This is a genomic window from Ruminococcus sp. RTP21484sp1_RTP21281st1_A8_RTP21281_210402 (assembly GCF_040914025.1).
Classification (GTDB): domain Bacteria; phylum Bacillota; class Clostridia; order Lachnospirales; family Lachnospiraceae; genus Blautia_A; species Blautia_A faecis.
Map to the genome: position 1 here is coordinate 189,235 of NZ_JBCPGE010000001.1, position 22,548 is coordinate 211,782.

General features: G+C 42.6%; 24 protein-coding genes, 2 pseudogenes and 1 riboswitch. Of the genes and pseudogenes, 3 read left to right on the plus strand and 23 right to left on the minus strand.

The window, feature by feature from the left end; genetic code table 11:
- Window positions 1-2 precede the first annotated feature (2 nt).
- The 16 genes and pseudogenes from AB5170_RS00810 to AB5170_RS00885 form a co-directional block, all read right to left on the minus strand.
- The gene (locus AB5170_RS00810) at window positions 3-563 is read right to left on the minus strand and encodes a DUF1788 domain-containing protein (protein ID WP_173717966.1); all 561 of its coding nucleotides are present in this window, start codon (window positions 561-563) and stop codon (window positions 3-5) included.
- A gap of 11 nt (window positions 564-574) precedes the next feature.
- Window positions 575-1,180, minus strand: a complete 606-nt coding sequence (locus tag AB5170_RS00815; protein WP_173717965.1) for a DUF1819 family protein — start codon at window positions 1,178-1,180, stop codon at window positions 575-577.
- Window positions 1,181-1,194: 14 nt separating this feature from the next.
- Window positions 1,195-1,413, minus strand: a complete 219-nt coding sequence (locus AB5170_RS00820; RefSeq protein WP_173717964.1) for a helix-turn-helix transcriptional regulator — start codon at window positions 1,411-1,413, stop codon at window positions 1,195-1,197.
- A 603-nt stretch (window positions 1,414-2,016) separates the two neighbouring features.
- Window positions 2,017-2,142 (minus strand): annotated as a pseudogene (locus tag AB5170_RS00825) (helix-turn-helix domain-containing protein); the annotation flags it as partial.
- A 79-nt stretch (window positions 2,143-2,221) separates the two neighbouring features.
- Window positions 2,222-3,106 carry an ORF6N domain-containing protein gene (locus AB5170_RS00830; RefSeq protein ID WP_342979350.1) on the minus strand — a complete coding sequence of 295 codons (885 nt, stop codon included), beginning with the start codon at window positions 3,104-3,106 and terminating at the stop codon, window positions 2,222-2,224.
- 36 nt (window positions 3,107-3,142) lie between these two features.
- Complete coding sequence (locus AB5170_RS00835) at window positions 3,143-3,262, minus strand: TnpV protein (RefSeq protein WP_233455994.1); 120 nt, start codon at window positions 3,260-3,262, stop codon at window positions 3,143-3,145.
- Window positions 3,249-4,199 (minus strand): acyl-CoA thioester hydrolase/BAAT C-terminal domain-containing protein, encoded by a 951-nt coding sequence (locus tag AB5170_RS00840; RefSeq protein WP_368361722.1) that lies wholly within the window; start codon window positions 4,197-4,199, stop codon window positions 3,249-3,251. Before AB5170_RS00840 ends, AB5170_RS00835 begins: the two co-directional genes overlap by 14 nt.
- Before the next feature lie 26 nt (window positions 4,200-4,225).
- Window positions 4,226-5,014, minus strand: coding sequence for a class I SAM-dependent methyltransferase (locus AB5170_RS00845; RefSeq protein ID WP_368361721.1), 789 nt, complete (start codon window positions 5,012-5,014; stop codon window positions 4,226-4,228).
- 27 nt (window positions 5,015-5,041) lie between these two features.
- A complete protein-coding gene (locus AB5170_RS00850) occupies window positions 5,042-5,683 on the minus strand; it encodes a class I SAM-dependent methyltransferase (RefSeq protein ID WP_148461226.1) in 642 nt (213 codons plus the stop codon).
- 432 nt (window positions 5,684-6,115) lie between these two features.
- Window positions 6,116-6,703, minus strand: coding sequence for an AAA family ATPase (locus AB5170_RS00855; RefSeq protein WP_173770668.1), 588 nt, complete (start codon window positions 6,701-6,703; stop codon window positions 6,116-6,118).
- 13 nt (window positions 6,704-6,716) lie between these two features.
- Window positions 6,717-8,084: an MATE family efflux transporter gene (locus AB5170_RS00860; RefSeq protein ID WP_368361720.1), complete on the minus strand. Its 1,368-nt coding sequence runs from the start codon at window positions 8,082-8,084 to the stop codon at window positions 6,717-6,719.
- 217 nt (window positions 8,085-8,301) lie between these two features.
- Window positions 8,302-9,516 carry a carboxynorspermidine decarboxylase gene (locus tag AB5170_RS00865; protein WP_173769574.1) on the minus strand — a complete coding sequence of 405 codons (1,215 nt, stop codon included), beginning with the start codon at window positions 9,514-9,516 and terminating at the stop codon, window positions 8,302-8,304.
- The gene (locus AB5170_RS00870; protein ID WP_173769573.1) at window positions 9,516-10,775 is read right to left on the minus strand and encodes a saccharopine dehydrogenase family protein; all 1,260 of its coding nucleotides are present in this window, start codon (window positions 10,773-10,775) and stop codon (window positions 9,516-9,518) included. The genes AB5170_RS00865 and AB5170_RS00870 overlap by 1 nt, the downstream gene beginning before the upstream one ends.
- A gap of 43 nt (window positions 10,776-10,818) precedes the next feature.
- Window positions 10,819-11,676 carry an agmatinase gene (speB, locus tag AB5170_RS00875; protein WP_368361719.1) on the minus strand — a complete coding sequence of 286 codons (858 nt, stop codon included), beginning with the start codon at window positions 11,674-11,676 and terminating at the stop codon, window positions 10,819-10,821.
- Between the two features lie 3 nt (window positions 11,677-11,679).
- Window positions 11,680-12,534, minus strand: coding sequence for a polyamine aminopropyltransferase (speE, locus tag AB5170_RS00880; RefSeq protein ID WP_195991436.1), 855 nt, complete (start codon window positions 12,532-12,534; stop codon window positions 11,680-11,682).
- A 77-nt stretch (window positions 12,535-12,611) separates the two neighbouring features.
- Complete coding sequence (locus tag AB5170_RS00885; RefSeq protein WP_118583008.1) at window positions 12,612-14,078, minus strand: aminotransferase class I/II-fold pyridoxal phosphate-dependent enzyme; 1,467 nt, start codon at window positions 14,076-14,078, stop codon at window positions 12,612-12,614.
- A gap of 796 nt (window positions 14,079-14,874) precedes the next feature.
- A riboswitch (glycine riboswitch) is annotated at window positions 14,875-14,984 on the plus strand.
- Window positions 14,985-14,986: 2 nt separating this feature from the next.
- Here AB5170_RS00885 and AB5170_RS00890 point away from each other — a divergent pair.
- Entirely contained in the window at window positions 14,987-16,396 is a 1,410-nt protein-coding gene (locus tag AB5170_RS00890; RefSeq protein WP_173717955.1) for a sodium:alanine symporter family protein, read from the plus strand.
- Here AB5170_RS00890 and AB5170_RS00895 read toward each other — a convergent pair.
- Window positions 16,334-16,621, minus strand: a pseudogene (locus AB5170_RS00895) (DUF6783 domain-containing protein); the annotation flags it as partial. The gene AB5170_RS00890 and the pseudogene AB5170_RS00895 overlap by 63 nt on opposite strands.
- On the opposite strand from AB5170_RS00895, the gene AB5170_RS00900 reads away from it, so the two are divergent.
- Entirely contained in the window at window positions 16,559-16,717 is a 159-nt protein-coding gene (locus tag AB5170_RS00900) for a DUF6783 domain-containing protein (RefSeq protein WP_368361718.1), read from the plus strand. The pseudogene AB5170_RS00895 and the gene AB5170_RS00900 overlap by 63 nt on opposite strands.
- Here the strand turns inward: AB5170_RS00900 and phoU are convergent.
- The 5 genes from phoU to AB5170_RS00925 form a co-directional block, all read right to left on the minus strand.
- Window positions 16,698-17,378: a phosphate signaling complex protein PhoU gene (gene phoU, locus AB5170_RS00905; protein ID WP_195991435.1), complete on the minus strand. Its 681-nt coding sequence runs from the start codon at window positions 17,376-17,378 to the stop codon at window positions 16,698-16,700. The genes AB5170_RS00900 and phoU overlap by 20 nt on opposite strands.
- 1 nt (window position 17,379) lies before the next feature.
- A complete protein-coding gene (pstB, locus tag AB5170_RS00910; RefSeq protein WP_195409365.1) occupies window positions 17,380-18,129 on the minus strand; it encodes a phosphate ABC transporter ATP-binding protein PstB in 750 nt (249 codons plus the stop codon).
- A gap of 187 nt (window positions 18,130-18,316) precedes the next feature.
- On the minus strand, window positions 18,317-19,174 hold the full coding sequence (gene pstA / locus AB5170_RS00915; protein ID WP_368362024.1) for a phosphate ABC transporter permease PstA: 858 nt from the start codon (window positions 19,172-19,174) through the stop codon (window positions 18,317-18,319).
- Complete coding sequence (gene pstC / locus AB5170_RS00920) at window positions 19,167-20,021, minus strand: phosphate ABC transporter permease subunit PstC (RefSeq protein ID WP_195409367.1); 855 nt, start codon at window positions 20,019-20,021, stop codon at window positions 19,167-19,169. The genes pstA and pstC overlap by 8 nt, the downstream gene beginning before the upstream one ends.
- 176 nt (window positions 20,022-20,197) lie before the next feature.
- The gene (locus tag AB5170_RS00925) at window positions 20,198-21,058 is read right to left on the minus strand and encodes a substrate-binding domain-containing protein (RefSeq protein WP_368362023.1); all 861 of its coding nucleotides are present in this window, start codon (window positions 21,056-21,058) and stop codon (window positions 20,198-20,200) included.
- A 267-nt stretch (window positions 21,059-21,325) separates the two neighbouring features.
- On the opposite strand from AB5170_RS00925, the gene AB5170_RS00930 reads away from it, so the two are divergent.
- Window positions 21,326-22,021, plus strand: a complete 696-nt coding sequence (locus AB5170_RS00930) for a GTP pyrophosphokinase family protein (protein ID WP_243243746.1) — start codon at window positions 21,326-21,328, stop codon at window positions 22,019-22,021.
- A 64-nt stretch (window positions 22,022-22,085) separates the two neighbouring features.
- Here the strand turns inward: AB5170_RS00930 and AB5170_RS00935 are convergent, their stop codons facing one another.
- Entirely contained in the window at window positions 22,086-22,415 is a 330-nt protein-coding gene (locus AB5170_RS00935) for a hypothetical protein (RefSeq protein WP_195379234.1), read from the minus strand.
- Between the last annotated feature and the right edge of the window lie 133 nt (window positions 22,416-22,548).

Consider the following 22,548-nt stretch of genomic DNA (forward strand, 5'->3'; position numbering starts at 1 on the left):
CCTTAATCTATGACATTGAATGCCCGGTAATAATCATTTGGTGTCAAACGATTGAACAATTTTACATGACGACCATCAAACTCACCCGGATACATAACCAAAATCGGAACATCGAAAAAATACGGTTGCAAAGCTTCCAGTAACGTATGGATTCTCATAAACGGGAACACCTCGCCCACACCTGTCAGCATTAGCACATCACCCGGTTCGTGTGGCTCATACTGGATTTTATCAATGAACTCTCCATTGCCGATTGCGGAGTTAAGCTGCTCCAGAAGATAAGCACTTCCGTCAGCTTCTTCCATATCCGGAATCGCATCTGTGATGTCCATATCATCGCAGATAGAAAGAAATATTTTATATAAATTACAAACAATCAAATGGCAATCTAAGGACTGATCGGTTTCCAGCTGATTTACAAAATGGCGGACAACCATTTCGTTCTCCGGTTCATAACAGAAGATTCTGATATTCACCTCATTGCTGAGTCCCTTGCCTTCCAGGAACTCCGGCTCCTGAATCAATGCCCGAACTTTGTCCAGGCGCTCTTTTATTTCACTCATCGGGTTACCTCCTACACAAAGCAATTAAACGCCGGCAGTACCGCCGTGTCGCCATTGCTTCTGATGGCATTCTCCAAAATAGGATGCAGCCATACTGGATTCAAATGATCTGCCTTGAGGTTGTCGAGATATTCTGTTTCGACAAGCACTCTGGCAATAATCTGTTTTAACTTTGTTATCGTACTATCGCTCCAGGAAGCTACGGTATCATTCTGCTCCTGTAAACGCATAAAAAATGTATTCAAATCTATCTTACCAAAAAACGTGTCCCTTAATCTGTACTTCTCGCCAATGACGGTCAGCATAAATTCCCAAACCAGTCGGCTCTGCTTCATCAATGCATAAAGACAAATCTGTTTTGCTACATCCGTTGGCTGTGACGCAATCGCAGCAACCAGTGAATCATCTTCTAGTACATGAAGCCGTTTGATGCAGGCTTTCGCCATGCGTGTAATAGATTTTTCAGTTGGATACTGAAAAAGATTCTGCTCTACAATTTCTTTAACAATTGCATCATCAGAATTTCCTTCTACCATTAGCTTTGCGGTAGAACGCATTTCGTAGAAAAGGAACGGCTCTCTGGTCAAAGACGCAATATAAGGATAAGAATGATCCATGTTCCCGTACCTCCTTACTGTTTCTCTTTTTTATCGGGAACAAATTCCATGATGTCTCCAACATCACAATTCAAAGCAGAACATATCTTTGACAGAATCTCTGTACTTACATTTTCATCTTTTGATAATCGAGACATCGTTGTTGTACTAACTCCTGTCATTGCACGCAAATCTTTCTTCATCATTTCTTTATCAATTAACAATTTCCACAATTTCTTGTAACTAACTGCCATTTTTTCACCTCAATCTTATTTGCTTGAAATATCTGTTCACATGGTATTTATCATCATATCATAAAAATGCGTTTCAAACAATCTAATCTATCAAAAATCGTAATTCAATTCTGAAATATCGCATTTAAAATCACACGAAGCACATCTTAATAAGACAAGCTGAAAGTACACGTGCCACTATATATCCGATTCCACAGAAAAATTTTATCTCGTTTATTTTCTCTGATTGCAATCTTATCCTTTTTTCAATTTTTGCACTTCCTTCTCAGCTGTCTTTCTATTCTGTTCCGCCTGATACTTTAATGACTGTAATTGTTTTTCTGCTCCTTTTTGTTTTCTATATGCCTCATCAACAGCTTGCACAGATGATTTATTCACCTGTATCTGCAATTTAGAGTTCTGGTCCCGAACGTCTTTTATTTCTTCTTCGAGCAGCTCTTGCTCGCTCCTGCTCTTCAAACCGTTTCTGTTCCTCAAATCGTCGTTGTTCTTCTGAAGCAATTGATTCAGCTTCTGCGTTTCGGACAGTTCGGTTGTCAAACGATGAATTTCGTCGTTTAATTTCCGAATTTCGTCTTGCATTTCGTGATTCTCGAAGAATAGCTCTGGCAAACTTAACATCAGCGATAATAGCCCTTTCGCTTTCAATGTCAGATTCTTATTCTTGAAATGATGATTACTCATTACCGTAAAATTCTTAGTTCTCTCTACACGAAAAATCTGTGCCATTCTCCCCACTTCCTTTCCAGACAGAAAAAGACGCAAGCCATATTCTTATGACTCACGCCTTTCTGCATAACTTACTTTTCTATTCTTCTGTTTCTAATTCCACTCTCTGTAAAATATCCCTTACAATACCTGCATCTTCAATCAGATTAATTCCAAAACATTTTTTACCTGCATCCTTCAAAGACGCACCAACATGATATGCTTTCGTTTTATCAAGAATTAAAAATCGATCATGAAATGCTCTTGTGTACTTCACATCCAGTTTAGGATACTGTACATTAAAGTTATCTACATCTGTTTGAGATAATTTTGTCCGTTGCAGTGTATAAACTGTCACCGCCACATTTTCTTTCTTCTTTGACAAAATATTTAATGTTCCTACATCCACATATCCATCTACCAGAACAATTTCCGTTTCTGCCTTCTGAATCAGTCCTATTAGTAAACTGAACGCATCATATATCTGACCATCAAAAAATATCTTTTGATTAGACTCCTCATGATCTGATATGTACTCAAAAATTTGCTCCAGCTTTTCATCTGTCTTTTTCTGATATTCCAGTTGTTTTAGCTCAACGTTACTAATCCTTTCAAACAAAAGTGCATTGTTGGCTATAAACCGTCGCATTTCTACAAATGCACGCATAATACCTATGCTTACATTAATTGCCACCTCGCTATGCAATACACTGGCCAGCATGGATATTCCCTGCTCTGTAAATACATACGGTAGCGTACGTCTGCCACCTCGTCCATCCTTTTTTTCTGGCTCTTGTATTTTTGAGGTGCCAGATTGGCACTTCAAAGATTCTGTTTCTTCTGTTGTAAGCTGAAAACAAAAATCTTCTGGAAATCGTTTTATATTTCTTTTTACTGCACGATTTAAAGCTTTTGTTTCTACTTGATAAAGCATTGCCAGATCACTATCCACCATAACTTGTTTGTTTCTTACTACATAAATCAATTCCTTGAGAATAATCTCTTCTGCAATCGCTCTGTGCTAGTTGACTGCTCTTACCCATGCCATCTGATCTTTCTCTTTATCCGGCAGTGGTTCTTTTTCTTCTAACTGTTTCAAGATCACTTTTTCCCGTTCTCTAGCTGCTTTATCCACTTTCAAAAGATCTATCTACTCTCTTCCATTTTGCAACAGCATTTCTCACCCGCTGATCAATATCCAGACGTGCTCTGCGACATTCTTTCGGATGTTTTCTTGCTGCCTGAAATGCCAGTTTCACAAAGAGTCCGGAACCAACCGGAAGCATTGTCTTTAGCATGCTCTCCGGAAAAACAAAATGGGTTCCATGCTCATAAATTACAGACTCTAATCTGCATGTATGCGGATGTTCTTTTATACGCTGCTTCATTCGGCGGATGTATTTTGCAGTATCCCACAACACATCATCTTCCGCACCAATCAGCAATAATGCTCCATTGATCTTTTCAATCTTGATCATCTCGTCTTCTTGGATTGGATGAACCTTTTCCGAATCGTCAAACAGTTTTCTTGAATTAATCATATCACCGGTTCGCTTTGTTTCTTTTTCAATCACATGCCAGTAATCCGGATGTTTATAGCAAAAAGGCATGTACGGAAGTGGTTCTCCTTTATACGAAAAAAGAGATTCTCCCTCTATCGGCCATTCCTTACAGCCATCCTTTTTGCCCTGCATAAATCCCTGCCAGACAAAGTCACTCGGTGTCAGACCGATCGTCAATGTAATATCTTCAAAATAAGAAGCGGCAGTTAAGGCAAGTGTTCCTGTAGTAGATGCCCCGACAATTCCTATCTTCTGATCACCATGTGCTTTTAACCAATTGATTGCTTTCTCTATACGTTCCAATGGATAATTATGATGTCCATAATCCTTTTTCCCAGGTGACATTGTCATCACATTCACACCGAGTTTATATAGCCATTTCACGGATGTACGCGCCAGATAATCCTCCGGATCATCTCCGATCATTGCAATCATTGCACAGTCTGAACCTGTTTTGCATTTCCAGTATGCACCATAAAATCCATCTGATTCCACATCAAAATGTCTTTTCATCATCTATATCAGCTCCTGCTTGTATAATATCAGCCACGTTTCTCCATAACTATTATTTTATTTGAGATGTTCCGAACGATTGGAAACTTTCCTATCACATGATAAATCGGCATAAGCTCTTTCATTCCTTCAATCAGACTGACTTCCTGTCGAACAGAAAATGCCGGTATGATTCTTTGCAGTTCCTTTCCATTCTTAACTCCCCATGTGAATTTTGCATTGCTCCTCTCTATAGATTTTTCTTTCACATGTTTTACAACAAAAGGGGACATGGTTTCAACCATTACGGTTACCTTCTGGAATGATTTCTCAATAATAGAAAACATTTTTCTAATATCCTTTTCACACAAATACATTGTAAGACCTTCGATTATTACCAGAACATTCTCACCATGATAATCGATATCATCTACATAGGATTCATCCATTGCAGACTTTGCAATCTGATATACCGGACCAGTTTCGGTAAGGAACTGACTCCTTATCTTCATCGTTTCTGACAGATCCACATTGTACCAGTGCAGATATTTTCTCTCCATCCGATAACATCTGGTATCCAGTCCACATGCAATATTTATAACAACTGTATTTGCATGCTTCTCCAGATATTGCTTAACCATCCGGTCTAATACGATTGTTCTCGCAATTACGCCATAATTCATGGCTTTATCCTTATCTGCTTTGGAAAAGTTATAGTCCAGCTTCTCCACAAGTTCTACTGCAATCTTATCCTTGATTTTGGCATTTTGCTTTTTTGTTTCTTTTGCTCTTGCATACAAAGTCTGTACCATCGTTTCCGGCACACCTGTCACATTCACTTTTTTTTCATTGTCTATCGCCTTCTTCTATTGTTTTCTTACAACGCAATGCATCCTCATACCTTTACGGATTTCAAATTTTTCTACTTTTAATCCTGCTTTCCTACAGCATTTCATGACCACATCTCTTGTTGGAACCCGGACATCTCCATGTCCACATATATTTGCCAAAGGCATTTCCAGTGTATTCATCAGCCATACCAATACTTTATTGTCACTGGTCACATCACGCAGAATCAATCTCCCATTTGGGCGAAGGCATCTTTTTACACTGTCAAAAAATGCCTGTGGATCCGGATAATGATGGAAACTCATAGAACAAATAATTGCATCAAATGAATCATTTTCAAAAGGAAAATTCTCACAGTCTCCCACAACAAATGTTGCATTTGGAATCTCTTTCTTTTTTGCCTGTTCGATCATCGCAGGAGTCAGATCCAACCCGGTATAATGCCTGTCTGGATATTTTTCTGATAATAAAGAAATCATTGGAGCCGGACCACAGCCTGCATCCAACAATTCTCTAAACGACTCTTTCTCCAGCTCCGCCAGAATATCTGGATAATCCTTCTTACACATTTCGTATATACCCGCATGGTTACTTTCATATCTTCCTGCTGCTTTTGTAAATTCAGCAATCGACAACCTTTTGTATTCTTCGTTTCTCATGCTTTTTCCTCCAATCACTGTGCTGTTTTCGCCTTACATTCACATGTCTTCAATTTTTTCACATAACCATTAGAATTTGTAAAGACAGGAAACCCCAAATATTCATTTTCCATAAATCAATATTTTCATAAAAATCTGCCCTCTTTTTCAAGTAAGTCGCCAGTGTTAGTATTATCTAACTCATATCTTCTAAAAAACCGTGTGAAAACAAAACTGTAATTCCACACGGTTTCTTTTCTTATGCATCCAGTATATCACCTTTATCTGGTTTATCAAGCAGATTTTGTCATTATGTCTCACATTCAGAACAATCCATATTTTTCCATCCATAGCGAAAAATAGAAATCGCCATAGAAACCTCACTGACTATTTCGTCTAATATTCCTGCCCTGGAACCAACAGCAATTTGTAGTAAACAGTATACACCTCCTGTTATTTAATACATTCCATAATGATCTTCTCACATCTGTCATATCCAAGCTGTGAACTGTTCAGGCACAACGTATAATTACTGGCCTTTCCCCATTTCTGCTCCGTGTAAAAGTTATAATTTGTCATACGTCTTTTATCTGTGTCGGCCATCATTTTCACAGCTTTTTTCTCATCTACATTATATAATCGAATGATCCGCTGTGTTTTCTCCGGCATATTTCCATGAATAAATACATTCAGCACATCATCACGGTCTTTCAGGATATAGTCCGCATTTCTTCCAATGATCACGCAAGGGACCTTCTCGGCTAGTTCTAAAATAACTTTTCTCTGCGCCTCATATACCATATCCTCCACAGATCTTCCTGTGATGTCACGTCCGGCAAGTGCATATGCAAACATCCCTTTTTTCGGAGATAATTCTGCATTTTCCTGAATGTATTCTGGCGATAATCCGGACTTTTCTGCAATTTCATTAATAACATTTTTATCGTAATAAGCAATTCCCAGCTTCTTCGCGACTTCTTCTCCGATAAAACGTCCACCGCTTCCAAATTCTCTGCTGATTGTAATAATTCTTTTTGCCATTTCCAGTTCCTCCTTAACGCAAAGCATCAACTTTATTTTTTCTGATTCTTTTTAAAAATACATATCCTACCAGACATGCAATTACTTCTGTAATCGGAAATGCCCACCAGATCAAGGAAACGCCCACCTGACCATTTCTCACAAACAGGGAAAAGATTCCTGCCAACGGCAGGATGATAATAAGCTGTCTCAAAAGTGAAATAACCAATGATTCCACACCACCGTCCAGTGCCTGGTAAATGCCCTGATAAGCAACATTGATTCCGGCAAACAGGAAACTTACCGAGATCACTCTCATCGCGCCGATAAAATATTCTCTTGACTGTCCTGCATTAAACAGCGTTGCAAATGCTCCAGGGAAAATCTCCGTAATTGCAATTCCAATAATCATTAATGCAATAGTGTAGATCAGACCATATTTGATTCCATCCTGGATTCTCTTTTTGCTTCTCATTCCATAAGCAAATGCAATGATCGGAGTGATTGCATCTCGCAGACCAAATGCAAGGAAGAGAACAAACTGCTGAACTTTATAGAACAATCCATAAGCTGTCTGTGCTGACGGATTGAACTTCAGGATCAGATTCATCACATAAACCATAATAGACATCAGCGCCTGAGCGATAATCGCCGGAAGTCCGATCGCATAGATTTCCTTGATAATTCTGCCATCCGGCTTCATGTATTTTGCCCCATGCTCAAATTCCTTATCTAATTTGATATGAAAGATAAGCAGTAATACTGCGGATGCTACCTGTCCAATTACAGTTGCGTAGGCTGCACCTTTCACTCCCATTTCCGGGCAAGGTCCAATCCCATAGATCATGATCGGATCAAGGATAATATTTACAACTGCTCCAACTACCTGACCGATTGTGGAATAAAGAGAGCGTCCTGTAGCCTGTAACAGCTTTTCAAATAAGGAAAAGAAGATGATTCCAAAAGAAATCACACAACATATCCGCAGATAACTGACTCCCATCTCAAATACTTCTGCATCTACTGTCTGAGATGAAATATATGCTCTCACTCCAAAGATGCCAAATAATAAACAAACCACATAAATGATCACACCCAGGAACAGACTGTTTCCTGCTACCTTTGCAGCTTTTTTACGGTTTCCCTGTCCCAGTGTCCTTGCAAGAAGTGCATTGGTTCCTACACCTGTTCCAATTCCTACTGCCACCATAAGCATCTGAACCGGGAATACCAAAGTCAGTGCATTTAGTGCTGCTTCACTGCCCACTCTCATATTTCCTACAAATGCGCTGTCTGCAATGTTATAGACTGCCTGCAATGCCATGGATAAGATCATCGGAATTCCCATCTGGACCATCAGCTTATTCACCGGCATCTCCTTCATTTTGTTGCTTTCCGCCATTTTATTTTAACTCCTCTCTTTTTCTGCACAAAAAAAAGCGCACACCCTGTCATATAAGCTGGACTTACGCTGACAGGCTACACACTTTTTCATGGCGATATTCAATTTTAGTAAAATAAAAAACGAGCAGCTTGTAAACTGGATTTACGCTTACCTGCTACTCGTTTGATTTAATTATATTGCCTGTTTTTCAAAAAGTCAAACAGATTTTTTATGATCATCTGCGATGTCCAAGTCTGCCTTTAAAATCCTCGTAGCCGAAATCAGTCAGACGTTCCATGGTTTTATCACCATGCCGCAGCCAGATATCAGGTAGGGGCATTCCGTTAAAGGTATTGTTTTTGCAGGTTGTATATATGGCCATATCGCCAAACATGAGAAGCTCTCCGTATTCCAAAGGCTTTTGGAAGCTGTAATCTCCTATAACATCCCCGGACAGGCAGGTTGGTCCTCCAAGACGGACTGTAACGGCATTCTCTCCTGGCTCCCCTGCTCCAAGAAGGGGAGGACGGTAAGGCATTTCCAGAACGTCTGGCATATGACATGCAGCACTTCCGTCCAAAATTGCAAGCCGGGTATCACCATTTTGCAGCACATCCAGCACGGTTGTCAGAAAGAATCCGGCATTTAAAGCCCACGCCTCTCCAGGCTCCAGGTAAATATCCACCTTCCATTCTTCCTTTGCCGCCTCAATGCACTTTTCAAGCCGTGCAATATCATAACCTGATCTTGTAATATGATGTCCTCCTCCCAGATTCAGCCATTTTACCTGAGAAATCAGATCTCCGAATTTCACCTTCACCGCTGCAAGAGTGGTTTCCAGATCAGAGGAATCCTGCTCGCAAAGGGTGTGAAAGTGAATACCATCCAATAATCCGGTCAGATCCGGATACATTTTCACAGCAGCCTCCCACTGTGCTCTCGTGGTACCCATACGACTGCCCGGGGCACAGGGATCATAAATTTCATGTCCCTCCTGGGTAGAGCATTCCGGATTGATCCTGAGCCCTACGCTTTTTCCGGCCTGCTTCGCTCTTTTTCCAAAACGGAGAAGCTGGGAGGGTGAGTTAAACACTATATGATCTGCAAAGCAAAGCAGTTCTTCAAATTCATCCTCACGGTATCCGGCACAAAATACATGTACCTCTTTTCCTGGCATCTCCTGGGCGCCAAGCCTTGCTTCGTACAGTCCACTTGCTTCTGTTCCAGCCAGATAAGGCTCCAGAAGGTGATAGCAGTCATAATTGCTGAAAGCCTTCTGCGCCAGGAGCATTTTACATCCAGTTCTTTCGGCAATCTTTCCCATTAATTCTGCATTTTTTATAAGCGCTGTTTCGTCAAGAACATAACAAGGCGTCTTGATTTTCCGGAATTCCGGCGGAATAACTCCACCGGATGCTGCAAAAGGTGGTCTTGTATCTGTTTTTTCCATTAATCAACCAGCTCCGGATTATGATTTTCACTGCGTGGAAGTCCGTATTTGTCAAGTGCCTCCAGGAACGGATCCGGGTCAAATTCTTCTACTGTATACACTCCTGGACGAATCCATTTTCCAGTAAGCATCATTAATGCCCCACACATGGCCGGAACGCCTGTCGTGTAACTGATTGCCTGGCTTCCAACCTCCTTATAGCATTCCTGATGGTCACAAATATTATAAATATAGTAGGTTTTCTCTTTTCCATCCTTTACTCCGGTGAAAATACAGCCAATATTGGTTTTACCTTTGGTACGAGGACCAAGGCTTGCCGGATCCGGAAGAAGCGCCTTCAAAAACTGGATGGGAACAATTTCCTGTCCGTTATAGCTGATCGGGGTAGTGGAAAGCATTCCCACATCCTCCAGGCAGCGCATGTGATCCAGGTAGCTCTGTCCAAATGTCATAAAGAAACGAATTCTCTTTACTCCCGGAATTGTCTGGGCAAGGGACTCAATTTCCTCGTGATGAAGAAGATACATATCCTTATCGCCGACCTGGTCAAAATCATATTCCCGCTTGATGGCCATCGGAGGAATTTCCACCCAATGTCCATTCTCCCAGTAGCTTCCAGGAGCGCTTACCTCACGAAGGTTGATCTCCGGGTTAAAGTTGGTTGCAAACGCATATCCGTGGTCTCCTCCGTTGCAGTCCAGAATATCAATGGTATCAATCTGGTCAAACTCATGCTTTAATGCATATGCACAGTATGCCTGTGTAACGCCAGGGTCAAAGCCGCAGCCAAGGAGTGCAGTAAGTCCTGCCTCTTCAAATTTCTTCCGGTATGCCCACTGCCAGGAATAATCAAAATATGCGGAAAATCCAGCTTCCTTACAGCGTTTTTCATAAATAGCCCGCCATTCCGGATCATCGGTATCTTCGGGCTCATAATTTGCCGTATCCATATAGTTTACGCCACATGCCAGACAGGCATCCATAATTGTCAGATCCTGGTATGGAAGTGCAATGTTCATTACCAGATCCGGTTTGTAACTATTGATCAGCTGGATCAGCTGGTTTACATCATCTGCATCTACCTTTGCTGTGGTAACAACTGTTTTTGTTTTTCCCTCCAGCTTCCGGGCAAGGGCATCACATTTTTCTTTTGTCCTGCTTGCAATACACAGTTCTGTAAATACCTCATCTGCCTGACAGCATTTCTGGATTGCTACACTGGCTACTCCGCCGCAGCCGATTACAAGTACTCTGCTCATATTTTTTATCTCCTTATTTTATATTTCACTATCGCAGCTATTTTTATTTCGCCACTGCCAGCAGCAGTTCCCTGACCACCTTGCATGCTGTGGCTGTGGAAACACCGCTTGGATCCAGCATAGGTGCCAGCTCATTGACATCTGCTCCCACAATATTTAATTCTGATACCTTCCGGATAGCCGCAAGAAGCTCAAGGAAGCTTACGCCTCCCGCCTCCGGTGTACCAGTTCCCGGAAATACGGATGGATCCAGGCAATCCAGATCAATGGTAAAATATACCGGAACCTGCTCCTTGTCCAACTCCTGTATGGTCTCTTCCAAGCCTTCAAAGGTAAAGGGATGAAAATCTGTATGCTCCTTTGCAAACCGGAATTCTTCTCTTTCCCCACTTCGGATACAAAACTGATGAATCCGTCCATCTCCCAGTATATCATGGCATCTGCGAATGACACACGCATGGCTTAAACGGGCACCAAGATAATCATCCCTCAAATCTGCGTGGGCATCAAAATGAATAATATGAAGCCCTGGATACTTTCTGGCTGTGGCTCTTACAGCCGCCAGTGTCACCAGATGCTCGCCGCCTAAAAGCAAGGGTATCTTTCCTGCTTCCAGAATTTCCCAGGCACGATTCTGTATATCAGCAAGTGCCATTTCACTGCTGCCGAAGCAAAGCTCCAGATCTCCACTGTCAAATACCTGAATATCTGTAAGGTCGCGGTCCTGATAAGGGCTGTAGGTTTCCAGTCCAAAGCTTTCATGACGAATGGCAGAAGGGCCGAACCTGGCTCCAGGTCGAAAGCTTGTGGTAGAATCAAAGGGCGCTCCGTAAAGAACAATCCCAGCTTCCTCAAAGTTGCTGTCACAGCCGATAAAATTCTCAATATTTGGTAAAATCATAAATCAGTCCTCCACCTCCTGAAGCATTTCCTCCAGAAAAGCCGGAAGATAAAATGCACCTCTGTGAAGCCTTGTGGTATAGTAACGGGTGCGAAGATTCAGGGCGTTCCATGCCTCCGGATCCAGATCATCCACCGGATGGTACTTTTTGCTTGCAAAACCAAACAGCCAGTAACCGGCAGCAAAGGTAGGAATATGTGCCTGGTAAACACGACTGATCTGGAACGTACTGGCAATTCTTTTGTGACTGCGCTGCATGGCATGGGCGTCCTCAGAATAAAAAGGACTTCCCTGCTGATTGACCATGATTCCATCCTCTTTCAGCGCATTATAACAGTTTCCATAAAATTCTCGGGTAAACAAGCCTTCCGAAGGACCAAAAGGATCGGAAGAATCCACGATGATAAGGTCATATTTATTTTCACAACGTCGGATAAATTTCAATGCATTTTCATAATGAAGATGCACTCTCCTGTCATCAAGCCTGCAGGCATTTCCCGGAAGATAGGCACGGCAGGCTTCCACTACCATGGGATCCATCTCTACCAGATCAATATGGCGGACACGATCATATCTGGTCAGTTCACGTACAACTCCGCCATCTCCTGCTCCGATCACAAGAATATCCTTGGCTTCTTTATGGACAGCCATAGGTACATGGGTAATCATTTCGTCATAAATAAATTCGTCACGTTCCGTGAGCATTACATTTCCGTCCAGTGTAAGAACCCTGCCAAATTCCGGTGTCTCAAAAATATCAATTCGCTGATAGTCGCTCTGCTTTGAGTAGAGCTGACGGTTTACCCGGATACTATGCTTCACATCCGGTGTATGAAATTCCGAAAACCACATTTCCATTTTCTTTACCTCCCTGCCAGAGTGTGTTTTAAAATTATTCCCGCAAGATGTGTGTCACAATTTGCAGACAGCCTTTTTTAGACATGCTCCAGCACATTTAACCGTAATATATCCGGATCTTCCGGACCTGTCATGTTGCATCCTTTTGCCTTGGCATATTCAATGTAATCCAGGATTTCCGGGGTGATCCGTTCCCCTGGAGCCAGAATTGGGATTCCCGGAGGATAACACATTACAAATTCACTGCATACCTTTCCTTCCGTTTCCCTGAGAGGAAGGCTGCATTTTTCTGCATAAAAAGCTTCCTGAGGGCTTGTTACTACCTGGGGATCAATATATTCCTGATCCAGCAATCCTGATTTATCCTTCTGAAAACGCCTGCGGATCTCCGCAAGGGCGCTTACCAACCGCTCTACTTCCTGGGCACGGTCTCCAATTGACAGATAAGCCAGAATATTTCCGATATCACCAAATTCGATCTGAATATCATACTCATCTCTCAGAATGTCGTAAACCTCAATTCCTGCAAGTCCGATATCCAGAGTATGTACACTTAATTTCGTAATGTCAAAATCAAAAACCGAATCTCCATTCACCAGTTCTTTTCCAAATGCGTAATAGCCGCCAATGGCGTTAATCTCTTCCCTTGCATATTCTGCCATATCTGCTACCTGATGGAAAATCTGACGTCCGCGCTGTGCAAGATTCCGCCGGGAAATGTCAAGACTTGACATCAGAAGATAGCTTCCGGAAGTAGTCTGGGTCAGGTTGATGATCTGACGGACATAGCCGGCATGGACGCCAGGTCCAGTCAGAAGAAGGCTGGACTGGGTCAGGCTTCCGCCGCTTTTATGCATGGATACAGATGCCATATCTGCACCAGCTGCCATTGCCGAAACCGGCAGGCCTCCTCCAAAATAAAAATGAGTCCCATGGGCTTCATCTGCCAGACACAGCATTCCTGCTTCATGAGCCATCCGCACAATTGCACGAAGATCACTGCAAATTCCATAATAGGTAGGATTGTTTACCAACACAGCTACTGCATTGGGATGCTCCTTAATTGCCTTTGCCACCTGCTCACGGCGCATTCCAAGAGAGATTCCGAGTCTCTGATCTACTTCCGGATTCACATAAACCGGAATTGCTCCGCACAGAACCAGCGCATTCAGCACGCTTCTGTGAACATTGCGGGGAAGAATGATCTCGTCCCCCCTCTTACAGGCAGTTAACACCATGGTCTGTACAGAGCTTGTAGTTCCGCCAACCATGAGAAAGGCGTGAGCTGCTCCAAAGGCATCAGCTGCCAGTTCTTCTGCCTCCCGGATCACAGATACAGGATGACAGAGATTATCAAGCGGCTTCATGCTGTTTACATCCACGCCTACACATTTCTGCCCCAGAAACTCAGTAAGCTCCGGATTTCCTCTTCCTCTTTTATGTCCTGGCACATCGAAGGGTACCACCCTCATGCGCCGGAAATTTTCCAGAGCCTCGTGAATTGGTGCACGATTCTGGTCCAGTTTAAAACGAGTTCTGTTCATTGTGTCTCCATTTCCAGTTCCTTTGTCTGTATAAAGAATCCTGTTTGCAGGATTCTCCGCCTGCAAAGGGGCGTCTCCAGCGCCATCTGCTCTTCCACTGCAGTGGAATCCTGCCCGGCAGGGCTTTTTATATAATAGGAAATTCCAACGGGATTTTCTATTACACAAAAAAAGCAGGCTGCCTCAAAACCGCAAACCTGCTTGGATCATTCTTCCCGATTCTATCTCCATTGACTTATAATAAATACAGGAATCCTCGTATTTACATAAAATAGAAATCCGGATGATATATGTCAGAGTCTATATAGCAATCATACTTTTACTACTCTTATTGACCGTTTCACAAGTCTGCGCATCAGGCGCATAGTGGTTATCAAAGGAACCAACTTATAAAATTTGAGCTTCTAACTCAATCAATAAGGCAACCAAAGTTACCATCAGCGGCAGTGGACCCGGCTGTCCGTATGGCCTTAACCCCAAATGGAGTGATCCAAAATAATTGCTTTGAAAAGACTCTTTCTTTGTCTTTCAAAATCTTCATAAGCATAGCACATATGAAAATGCATGTCAACTGTTTCATTTTATGATACCAGCAGATTGCGGAAATGATTTTCCAAACGCGCTCCTGTGCTGCAATGAAGGAAAGGCAAATATTTTTCTTGTCAAAACAAAATATTTTTCTAACATTTTCATTGAAATTTATGATCGTATATGATATTCTGTGTGTTAGTGTGTTTCTACACGGTACGAATGACCGTCATGCTCGTACATTTTATAGAAAATGTATAAGCAGGTTTTTCGTAACTCAGGAGAGTCTCTTCAAAAAAATTTATGGAAGAGCGCCGAAGGTGTACGCAGCATTTGTAATGCTGTTAATCTCTCAGGCAAAAGGATGGAGGAAAGAGAACATGTTTACACAAATCAACAACTTTATCACCTGGTTTGACGGAGTAGTCTGGGGACTTCCGTTAATCATTCTGATCCTGATCACAGGATTCCTTTTAACCGTTCGGTTAGGCTTTTTACAGGTAAGACATCTGGGAAAAGCACTGAAATTCATGGTAAAAAATGAAGAAGGCGGCGAAGGTGAAGTCACAAGCTTTGGTGCGCTCTGCACAGCTTTGTCCGCAACTATCGGAACCGGTAACATCGTAGGTGTTGCCACTGCTATTGCTGCCGGCGGACCCGGAGCCCTGTTTTGGATGATCGTTGCTGCATTCTTCGGAATGGCAACCAAATATGCAGAAGGACTTCTGGCCATCAAATACCGTACCATCGACAAGGACGGACACGTTCTTGGCGGACCATTTTATTATATTGAGAATGGTATGGGAAAACAGTGGAGATGGCTTGCGAAAATTTTTGCATTCTTTGGAGCCGGAGTCGGTCTTTTCGGAATTGGTACCTTTACTCAGGTAAACGGTATTGCTTCTGCAGTAAAGAACTTCTTTGACCCGGATACCGTACACACCGTTTCCCTTTTTGGAAATACATATTCCTGGGCAACTGTAATCGCCTGCTTGATTCTTACCTTATGCGTAGGACTTGTAGTTCTTGGCGGTATTCAGCGTATTGCAAAAGTTTCCCAGATCATCGTTCCATTTATGGCGGTTCTTTATGTTGCACTTGCACTGATCATTGTGATCACAAATATTACCGCAGTTCCTGGTGCCATCGCTACAATTGTAAAAACAGCCTTCAACGGAAGTGCCCTTGCAGGCGGTGCCATGGGAACCATGGTTGTGGCAATGCAGAAAGGTATTGCCCGCGGTATTTTCTCAAACGAGTCTGGTCTTGGTAGCGCTCCTATTGCTGCAGCTGCCGCTCAGACAAAGGAACCGGTTCGCCAGGGACTTGTTTCCATGACCGGTACTTTTATTGATACCATTGTAATCTGTACCATGACAGGTCTTTCCATTGTCATTACCGAAACCTGGAATACAGGACTTGAAGGTGTTGCGATTACTACTGCAGCTTTCCAGAAGGGGCTTCCCTTCCCTGCACAGTTTGCCTCCTTTGCTCTTATGCTGTGCCTGGTATTCTTCGCATTCACAACCATCCTCGGATGGGATTATTACGGTGAGCGCTGCCTGGAATACCTTTTCAACCGCAACATGACTGCAGTAAAAACTTACCGCTGGTTATATATCATCTGCGTCTTCTTCGGACCGTACATGACTGTTGCTGCTGTCTGGAACATTGCAGATATCTTCAATGCCTTGATGGCCTTCCCGAACCTGATTGCGCTGCTTGCTTTAAGCGGTGTAGTCGTAAAGGAAACAAAGGATTTCTTTAAAAAACATAAAAATTACGAATAAAATAAAAGTAAAGAAAGAATTCCTCTCCTGAAAAACATAGAGCCTTGTCTGATACGATGCTTTTAGCCAGTCAGACAAGGTTCTTTTTCTTACTAAAAAGAGGCAAAACGTGTTTGCCCCTGTCTTTGTTCTAGAGCGTGTTTGAAAAAGGCTTTCTGCAAGATGTGCGTCACAATTTGTGGGAGATTTCGCTCGGATGAGGGCGCCGTAGCGGGCTACGGCAACCGAATTCGGGTGAAAGCTCCCGCAAAGTGGGGCGTGCAGATTGTGGGAATGATTTTTCAAACACGCTCTAATCTTATTATAAGGAATCCGGATTAAACAGATCGCTGATGCTGTCTCCATTTCTGTGAATTCCGTCTACAGAAAACTCTGCCCACTCTCCGATGTTGGTGGCGTGGTCGCCGATTCGCTCATAGTATTTGGAGATCATCAGAAGATCAAGAACCTCGTCACTGGAAAAGTCCATGGTGTTCTGGTCCAACGCATTTCTTACTTTATCGAAAAGATTATCCAGAATATCATCACTGCTGATCACCTTTTTTGCCAGGTCACTTTTTCCCTCTACATAAGCGGTAACACTGTCATTTACCATATGCATGGCATAATCTGCCATTTCCTGAAGCGGGATGGCTGTTACTGGTATATGAACGCTGCCTGTGTTCAGAATCTCCGCAATATCAGTAGCCTGGTCGCCGATTCGCTCCATATCTGTTACCATCTTAAGTGCTGCGGAAATTTTACGAAGATCAGTACCAACCGGCTGCTGTTTCAGAAGAAGCTGCATGCACAGAGCCTCAATATTATGCTCTTTGTCGTCAATCTCCTTCTCAATTCTTCCAATCTCCTTTGTGGCAGCCTCACGGACCTCCACGCTTGCCAGAAGCTGACAGGTCTTCATGATGGCCTGACCGCACAGATTTCCCATTTCCAGGACCTCATCTGAAAGCCTGAAGAGCTTTGCGGTATACACATCTCTCATATCAACCAAACCTCCCTGTAATATACTCTTCTGTTTTCTTGTTCTGTGGTCTGGAAAACAGTTCTGTAGTATCGTTATATTCAATAATCTCACCCAGCAGGAAAAATGCAGTCTTGTCAGAAATACGGGCTGCCTGCTGCATGTTGTGAGTTACGATCACGATAGTGTAACGGTCTTTTAATTCCAACGCCAGATCCTCAATGTGGGATGTTGAAATTGGATCAAGTGCAGAGGTAGGCTCATCCATAAGAAGTACCTCCGGCTCTACTGCAAGAGCTCTTGCAATGCAAAGTCTCTGCTGCTGTCCGCCAGACATACCCAGGGCGCTCTTTTTCAACCTGTCTTTTACCTCATCCCAGATAGAAGCATTTCGAAGAGCACGCTCTACGATATCGTCCAGTTTTTCCTTGGAATGAATTCCATGAGTACGAGGTCCATATGCAATATTATCATAAATGCTCATTGGAAAAGGATTTGGTTTCTGGAAAACCATTCCCACACGTTTTCTCAACAGGTTTACATCGATATCTCCGTAAATATCCTCTCCATCCAGACGGATATCCCCTGTGATTTTACATCCTTCTACCAGATCATTCATTCTGTTTAAGGATTTCAGTAAAGTGGATTTTCCGCAGCCACTAGGGCCGATAAAAGCGGTGATTTTCTTCTCCGGGATATCCAGATTGATATTTTTTAAGGCATGGAAGCTGCCATAATACAGATCCATGTTTTTTACATCTATTTTACCCATATTCTCCTTTTGTGAAAGCTTTGACAGCTATATACTTTATATCTGCCAGCTGCTTTACTGCCTTTCTTGATGATCTTTTTCTGATAACCTACTACTGTTTGCATACCGTTTTTTTATTCATAAGCTCTGCAAAACATATGTTTTATTTTCACAAATCCGTTTTGCAATTTTTATAAATTTCGTGCCCTTACTTCTCTCCGCTTGCTTTACTCAGTCTCTTAGCACATACTCCGGAAATCCAGTTTAGCATCAGTACAAATATCAGCAGGATAACCGCTGTGGCATAAGCCTGATCCATGTAAAGTCCCTCACTGGAAAGCACATACATATGTACTGCCAGGGTACGACCGGATCCCATCAGACTGGATGGAACCTTCGCCACAGAACCGGCAGTATAAATCAGGGCTGCAGTCTCACCAACAATACGTCCTGTCGCAAGTACCACACCGGAAAGGATTCCGGGAATTGCACTTGGAAGCACCACTTTAAACACAGTGCGGAGCTTTCCTGCCCCAAGGCCAAAGGAAGCTTCTCTGTACGCATCCGGGACACCCATAAGTGCCTCCTCTGTAGTACGGATGATCAACGGAAGGATCATAATCACCAGTGTCATGGCACCAGCCAGAAGGGAATATCCCCAATGGAGAGCGGTACTGAAAAACAGAAGACCGAACAGACCGAAGATAATGGATGGAATTCCCTGAAGAGTTTCTGTTGTAATGCGAATGATCTTGACCAGCTTGCTGCCCTTTTTCGCATACTCAACCAGATAAATTGCTGCAAAAATTCCAAATGGCACTGCGATCACCAAAGATAACAGGGTGATGATCAAGGTATTGATCAGTGCCGGCATTAAAGATGCATTGTAAGAATTATATTCCAGTGCAAACAAGTCTGGTGTCAGATTTCCAACACCTTTTATCAGAATAAAACCAATAAGAAACGCCATAACTGCCACTGTAATAATTGCAGATAACCATACCAGGAGCCTTAGGATGGCAGAACCAGGATGATTTTTCCAATAAGATAATTTACTTTTACTCATCTTCTGCTCTCCTTTTCAGGGCTGATACACACAGGTTTATGATCAGGATGAATACAAAAAGTACAACACCTGTAGCAATCAGCGCTTCCCTGTGAAGATCGGTTGCATAGCCCATTTCAATTACAATATTTGCGGTCATGGTTCGAAGTCCTTTGAACAATCCCTGGGGCATCCAGGTCTGGTTTCCAGCTACCATGATCACTGCCATCGTCTCACCAATGGCACGTCCGATTCCAAGAACCACGCCAGCTAATACACCTGATTTTGCAGCCGGAAAAACAGTGCCAAATACACTTTTTTCGTGGGTTGCTCCAAGTGCCAGTGCCCCTTCATAATAACTTGTGGGAACACTTTTTAAGGCTGGTTCTGCAACGCCGGTTACCGTTGGAAGGATCATAATTCCAAGAAGCACGGAAGCTGTCAGCATGGTACTTCCATCATGACCGGTAAGCTGTCGAAGCAGCGGGACAAACACTGTCAAACCGAAAAATCCATAAACAACAGATGGGATTCCTGCAAGGAGGTTTACCATTGCCTTTAATGGTGCATACAGCTTTTTCGGACAATAAAATGCGAGGAAGATTGCAAGCAGAAGGGCTGTTGGAACTCCCACCACAATTGCCCCCGCTGTTACATAAATACTTCCCAGAATGAATGGAAAAATTCCATACAGTCCATTGGATGGCTTCCACTTCATTCCAAACAGAAAATCTGGCAGACCAATCTTCGCCATTGCCGGGATTCCGTTTGCAAACAGGAAAATGCAGATTAATGCAACGGCTAATACGGAAGTACAGGCCGCTGCAAGGAATACAAATTTCATTCCAGTTTCTTTAATCGATTTCATATAAAGTAAGTTCCTTTTTTATTCGGAAAATTTGGATCCTGCAAAGCTTTTGACCAGCTTTGCAGGATTCCTTATTTCTATTTCATGTTTCGTAACTGTAAAGGTACTTTATTTCTTTACTATTCACTGGTAGCATTCCACAAGGTCTTTTTTGCGAACAGTAACTTTATTTCTTATTATTTTGCAAGGTCTTCCCAGGTTGTGATGTTTCCTGTGTAAACATCTTTTACCTGCTCACTGGTAAGTTCTTCAACACCGCTGTCGTTGTTTACGATTACAGCGATACCATCTTTTGCGATAACAGTTGCGGTAAGACCAGCCGCAGTCTCGCTGTCTTTTAAATCACGGGATACCATACCGATATCGCAAAGTCCGTCGATTGCAGATGTCATACCGGTTGTGGAATCGCTCTGCTGAACCTCAATTTCAACTTTGTCATTTACTGTTTTATAGCCTTCAGCAAGTTTTTCCATAACAGGTGTTACAGAAGAGGAACCAGCTACTACAACTTTTCCTTCTATAGCAGCTGCTTCGTATGCAGGTTTGTCACCTACTGAGATGTATCCGTTGTCTTCAATGATCTTCTGTCCATCTGCACTCATGATGTATGTAATGAAATCCTGTGCAGCTTCGCTGACATCATCCTTTGTTGCAATATTGAATGGACGAACCACCTTGTAATCACCAGACTCGATGTTCTCTGCTGTTGCCTCTGCACCATCGATCTTTACTGCTGTTACGCTGTCATCCAGGGAGCCAAGGGATACATATCCGATTGCATTTACATCCTGAGCTACTGTGCTTAACATAACGGATGTGCTGTTTGTGATCTTTGCTGCCTCAGTTGTATTATCTACTTTATTTCCATCTGCGTCTTTTTCTTCAATTCCAAACAGTTCGATGAATGCGCCTCTTGTACCGGATCCGTCTTCTCTTGAGCAGATTGTAATATCTCCGGAAGCTGCTGCCATTGCTGTTGTTCCCATTGTTGCTACTCCTAATAATGCCGCCATTGCTACTGCTAAACCTTTTTTCATAATTCATTTCTCCTTTTCTTCGCGGTCCTTATGTTTTTTACCTCTCTCGCGATTACAGTTGTATCTTAATGTTTGGATGTAAAATGCACTAGCTTTTAAAAGTAAAATCACAGTAAAATATGACAGCGGTATTTTATATGTTTTTTAACAATATTTTCTTATCCTTCACTGGATATCTCTAAGGATTTATCCGTTGCTTCCACAGCGTTTTTCTTATATAATAAGACTATATAAAATTCTTCATGCAGGATAATCTGTATGTTAAAAATGAAAGGATTCGCTATGAACGAAGGAGAAAAGAATGCGCCCTGGCTGGATACGCCAGATCCGCAGCGTTTTATCAAAAATGCAGCAAAGTTTAATGATCTGATGATGATGTATAGATGTGCCATCCGGGAGGTACAGACTAAGCTGGAGGTTCTGGACGATGAATTTTCAGTAGAGTATAAGCGAAATCCCATATCTTTTATTAAGACAAGGATAAAGAAACCGGAAAGTATTTACCGGAAACTGCAGAAGCTAGGATATGATTTTACAGCGGAGAATATTCAGGAACAATTAAATGACGTGGCTGGTGTCCGGGTGGTCTGTGCTTTCATTGACGATATTTATACAGTGGCCAATCTGATTGCCGGACAGGATGATATTAAAGTTATTAAAATCAAGGATTATATCAAGAATCCCAAGCCAAATGGTTATCGTAGTTATCATATGATAGTGGAGATTCCGGTATTCTTCTCCAAGGGGAAAACACCTATGAGAGTAGAACTTCAGATCCGCACCAACGGCATGGACTTCTGGGCTACATTGGAGCATCAGCTCCGCTACAAGAAGGGAATCGAGGACCTGCCAGGATATGCAGAGATCAGTGAGGAACTGCTCCGCTCGGCCCAGGCAGTAATCGAAACGGATAACGAAATGCAAAAAATTAAGAATAAAATCGGAATGTTTCATGATATCTAATAAAAAACAGCGGCTCTACCTGTGAAATGCTCACTTTCACAGGTAAAACCGCTGTTCTCTTTTTTTATTTCAGCCACACGAATACACAGAATAAAATAAACAAAAATGCCGCACCGCCAAAGATCAGTCCCACAGTCAGTGACGCCTTTAGCGAAAGCCAGATGATTCCTCTTCTTTCTTCCTTCGTCATCGGCGGATTCTGAAAAGCGCTCAGATTATCCGTCACTTCATTTTCCATTCCCGGTTCCGGCACTTTTACATCAAATTCTTTTCTGCGTCTGGATGGATCTCCAGGAAATATCTGCCATGGTCTTCTGGAATTCCAGGGCATACCATCCACATCCATATTGGCTACTGTGTAATCGGGCAATTCTTCTTTTTTTCTTTTTCCCATGTAGAACCTCCTGTTTTGCTATTTAATGTGTTGGTCGTTATCCCGGACGCGATTTTACAATGTATATTCACCGCCGCGCGTCGCAACGTTCCGGCAAGCTAATGACTAACTACGACTAAGACGCTCAGGAAAG

Bases quoted from the DNA above. Each gene is read 5' to 3' on its own strand.
- AB5170_RS00885 (WP_118583008.1), bottom strand. From the start codon at position 14,078: ATGAACAGAACTCGTTTTAAACTGGACCAGAATCGTGCACCAATTCAC.
- AB5170_RS00890 (WP_173717955.1), top strand. From the start codon at position 14,987: ATGTTTACACAAATCAACAACTTTATCACCTGGTTTGACGGAGTAGTC.
- AB5170_RS00850 (WP_148461226.1), bottom strand. From the start codon at position 5,683: ATGAGAAACGAAGAATACAAAAGGTTGTCGATTGCTGAATTTACAAAA.
- AB5170_RS00865 (WP_173769574.1), bottom strand. From the start codon at position 9,516: ATGGAAAAAACAGATACAAGACCACCTTTTGCAGCATCCGGTGGAGTT.
- pstA (WP_368362024.1), bottom strand. From the start codon at position 19,174: ATGAGTAAAAGTAAATTATCTTATTGGAAAAATCATCCTGGTTCTGCC.
- AB5170_RS00815 (WP_173717965.1), bottom strand. From the start codon at position 1,180: ATGGATCATTCTTATCCTTATATTGCGTCTTTGACCAGAGAGCCGTTC.
- pstB (WP_195409365.1), bottom strand. From the start codon at position 18,129: ATGGGTAAAATAGATGTAAAAAACATGGATCTGTATTATGGCAGCTTC.
- AB5170_RS00925 (WP_368362023.1), bottom strand. From the start codon at position 21,058: ATGAAAAAAGGTTTAGCAGTAGCAATGGCGGCATTATTAGGAGTAGCA.
- AB5170_RS00930 (WP_243243746.1), top strand. From the start codon at position 21,326: ATGAAAGGATTCGCTATGAACGAAGGAGAAAAGAATGCGCCCTGGCTG.
- AB5170_RS00820 (WP_173717964.1), bottom strand. From the start codon at position 1,413: ATGGCAGTTAGTTACAAGAAATTGTGGAAATTGTTAATTGATAAAGAA.
- pstC (WP_195409367.1), bottom strand. From the start codon at position 20,021: ATGAAATCGATTAAAGAAACTGGAATGAAATTTGTATTCCTTGCAGCG.
- AB5170_RS00860 (WP_368361720.1), bottom strand. From the start codon at position 8,084: ATGGCGGAAAGCAACAAAATGAAGGAGATGCCGGTGAATAAGCTGATG.
- AB5170_RS00900 (WP_368361718.1), top strand. From the start codon at position 16,559: ATGTGCGTCACAATTTGTGGGAGATTTCGCTCGGATGAGGGCGCCGTA.
- speE (WP_195991436.1), bottom strand. From the start codon at position 12,534: ATGGAAATGTGGTTTTCGGAATTTCATACACCGGATGTGAAGCATAGT.
- AB5170_RS00870 (WP_173769573.1), bottom strand. From the start codon at position 10,775: ATGAGCAGAGTACTTGTAATCGGCTGCGGCGGAGTAGCCAGTGTAGCA.
- speB (WP_368361719.1), bottom strand. From the start codon at position 11,676: ATGATTTTACCAAATATTGAGAATTTTATCGGCTGTGACAGCAACTTT.
- phoU (WP_195991435.1), bottom strand. From the start codon at position 17,378: ATGAGAGATGTGTATACCGCAAAGCTCTTCAGGCTTTCAGATGAGGTC.
- AB5170_RS00810 (WP_173717966.1), bottom strand. From the start codon at position 563: ATGAGTGAAATAAAAGAGCGCCTGGACAAAGTTCGGGCATTGATTCAG.
- AB5170_RS00840 (WP_368361722.1), bottom strand. From the start codon at position 4,199: ATGATGAAAAGACATTTTGATGTGGAATCAGATGGATTTTATGGTGCA.
- AB5170_RS00855 (WP_173770668.1), bottom strand. From the start codon at position 6,703: ATGGCAAAAAGAATTATTACAATCAGCAGAGAATTTGGAAGCGGTGGA.
- AB5170_RS00935 (WP_195379234.1), bottom strand. From the start codon at position 22,415: ATGGGAAAAAGAAAAAAAGAAGAATTGCCCGATTACACAGTAGCCAAT.